2 protein-coding genes and 1 pseudogene are annotated in these 2,927 nt (G+C 51.6%); 1 reads left to right on the top strand and 2 read right to left on the bottom strand.

Features of this window, described 5'->3' with window-relative positions:
* Both AC5V8P_RS24820 and AC5V8P_RS24825 read right to left on the bottom strand, forming a co-directional pair.
* Positions 1–153: pseudogene (locus tag AC5V8P_RS24820) on the bottom strand (TrmB family transcriptional regulator); the annotation flags it as partial.
* A gap of 47 nt (positions 154–200) precedes the next feature.
* Complete coding sequence (locus tag AC5V8P_RS24825) at positions 201–1,046, bottom strand: zinc ribbon domain-containing protein (protein ID WP_064796661.1); 846 nt, start codon at positions 1,044–1,046, stop codon at positions 201–203.
* Positions 1,047–1,357: 311 nt separating this feature from the next.
* On the opposite strand from AC5V8P_RS24825, the gene AC5V8P_RS24830 reads away from it, so the two are divergent.
* The coding region (locus AC5V8P_RS24830) for an ATP-dependent helicase (protein WP_495473985.1) at positions 1,358–2,927 on the top strand (1,570 nt) is incomplete at its 3' end.

The following is a 2,927-nucleotide window of genomic DNA, read 5'->3' on the forward strand; positions in this document are numbered from 1 at the left end:
GTTGGAACGCGATGCCCCTAGACGCTTAGCCACTTCATAGCCGGAAGCCGCATTTTGTCTCGAAAGCTCGACCATCACTTTGGCTTCCATCTCCGTAAAACCCAGATTCCGCAGATGTTGCAGCAAACGCTCCATATGTTCTGTTCCCCCTATGCTGCCCGGCGTTATGTCTGTGCCCTGCGGCAGCCTGTACGGCTGCGTCAAATCTGTTCAGCTCCACAGCGCGGGCACCATTTGGAGCCTTTAGGTAATTCCGCTGTGCAGATTTGGCATTTTACATTTTCGCGTATTTGGGTAGACGTCATTGTTGGCTTCTCACCCAAGGAATTATTGGCCTTCCAATATCGAATGCGCTCGTCCAGCTCCTCTTGACGCTCGCGCTCACGTTCCAGTTCTTCAAGACGACGGTGTTCTTTCTCCAATTCTTCCTGACGACGGCGCTCCCACTCTTCGTCGAACGCTGCTTTTTCTTCTGGAGTAAAATCAGATACCGTGTAATTGCGATCTAATCCCGTTGGATCATGCGTTTCATGCTGCTCATCCTGTTCATGCCGATCGATGACTTCATCTTCTGCATACTCCATGTAAGCAGGCGCAGCATCCTTCACTGCCTCTGACTTGCGCAGATCAAAAGAATAGGCGTTTGCCGGCACTTCCTCCCGCACAGCCGCTACTTGCTTGGAGGCTGTCTGCCTTTCATTCAGCTTGCGTCCGCATTTGGGGCAAAAGTTTGCATCCAGCGGCACAACTGCACCACAGGTACATAAATGGGCGTTTTTTAATTCTGCAATTCTGCTGCGCAGCTCATCAATCTCATCCTGAAGCTCATCACAAGCTGTGGATAGCTGTGTCATCTCAGTTTCAGCCATGGACATATCGGATGCCCGGTAGCCCTCGTAAAAGATTTGACCCATTCGTAAGAAATGTACATCCATTTCCTGCTGAATCGTTGTAATTTGTGAATTGATCTTACTAATCTCGACAGCATGCTGCGCCTTTTCTGTTGCGCGATTAGCGCCTTCCTTTATACGTTGAATCAGCTTCATCTTCATTTCCTCCCCATATCCAGCCGGATTTCACTATACCGTCCGTATATCCCAAAGTTTTTTTCTGTTGGCAAGCCTCGAACTCCTGTATAATGGAATGCGGTCCTATTGCCTGTTTGAAGCCTATAGGCATTGGCGTCAGCCTATTAACGTTCTGACGCCCCAGCTCTAGATCCGCATGAATTCAGCACCATTTTAGTCCATAGTCTTGTTCTTATCATCAACTCAAGCTGACTAGAACTCTATCATACCAAAAACTACCCCCATTTGTGAAAATGGAAGATTTTAAGAACGAAAGGGGTTTCAGGATCATGAACCCAAATCCTGCATTTTACCCCCGACCCATCGGGGTTCCTTATTCAACGACGATCCCTCAGGCACGTCGAGCTTCTATGGATACCAGTATAACGCTGGTGCCCGACACCGACCAAGACGCGACTTTTTTCCGTGCTATAGAGAACGCGGGCATTCATCTGAACCGCCCGCAAATTCAGGCCGTACGCCACGGTAAAGGCCCGCTTCTGACCCTAGCAGGGGCTGGTTGCGGCAAAACCACGGTGCTGGCGGCCCGTGCAGGCTACCTTATGGCGATGCGCGATGTTCCTGCATCGTCCATCCTGCTGGTGACCTTCACCAGCAAGGCCGCTGCCGAAATGAAGCTGCGCATCGCCGGATTACCCGGCGTGCGCTCTGCCGCTGCACGTGCAGTTCAGGCGCGTACCTTCCACTCGTTCGCTTTGGCGATGTTGCGTCATCGCGGCGTGCAAGACGAAGTGTTCGGTGAGACGCAGGCTCAGCATACCGTCATGAAAATGATGCTGCGCCAGCTTGGACTGAGCGAGGCTTTCCAGCCGGAAAGCCTGTTGTCCGCCCTCTCCGCCTGGAAGGCGGAGGGTCGTAGCGCAGACGAGCTGCCGGAAACCATCCGCGAGGAAGCGGATGCCAAGCGTGCCATGCTCGCCTATGAAACGTGGAAACGAGAGCGCAATAAAATGGATTTTGACGATATTCTGCTGCGTGCCTCCGCGCTGCTGCGTGACCCGGATGTGCTTCAGCCGCTTCAACGGCGTTTTTCTTATATCATGGTCGATGAATTTCAGGATACGAATGCCTTGCAATATGATATGGTGCAGCGATTGGCCGCGAGGCATCGCAATCTGATGGTCGTCGGAGATGATGACCAGACGATCTATACCTTTAACGGCGCACGCCAGGAATCCATTCTGGAGTTTGATAAGGTCTATAAAGATGCAAAGGTCATTACCCTTGATATCAATTATCGCAGTGATGCGCGCATTTTGGGGTTGGGCTCCAACATCGTCGCTAAAAATGTCCATCGACGCTCCAAACGTCTTGCGGCTGCTGGTCGTGAGGGCTTGCCACCACAGTTTGCGACTCCATCCGGACCTGAGGAAGAAGCGGAACATATTGTTACTCATCTACTCCAGCAGGTAGAGGAAGGCCGGCTTCAATTCCGCGATATCGCCATTTTGCACCGAACGGCCAGCGGAAGCCGATCTATTTTTGAGCAATTGATTATGCGGGATGTTCCATTTATTCAGTACGGAGCAGGCGCCGTGTTTTACGATCAGTCTCTGATTCGTCCTTTAATGGACCACTTGCGTCTGTCGCTGAACCCACGGCGAATGGAATCCATTCCAAGCACGCTTGGACCGCTGTATGTCTCCCGTGAGGCTGGGATGGAATGGATTATGCGCGAAGAGAAACAGCAGGCTAAAAAATACCCGTTAATCCACCTTAGCCGCTGGGATCGACTACGTGATTTTCAGCGTGAACAGGTGAAAGAACGCATTCGTCTGATTCGCAGTCTCGCTACTATGAAGCCAGCCTATGCCATTCAGGAAATGCGGCGTGTCTTTT

This window comes from Paenibacillus sp. N119s (assembly GCF_059447605.1).

What these genes read in the sequence shown, in the direction of transcription:
- AC5V8P_RS24825 (WP_064796661.1), bottom strand. Translation starts at nt 1,046, where the DNA reads ATGAAGCTGATTCAACGTATAAAGGAAGGCGCTAATCGCGCAACAGAA.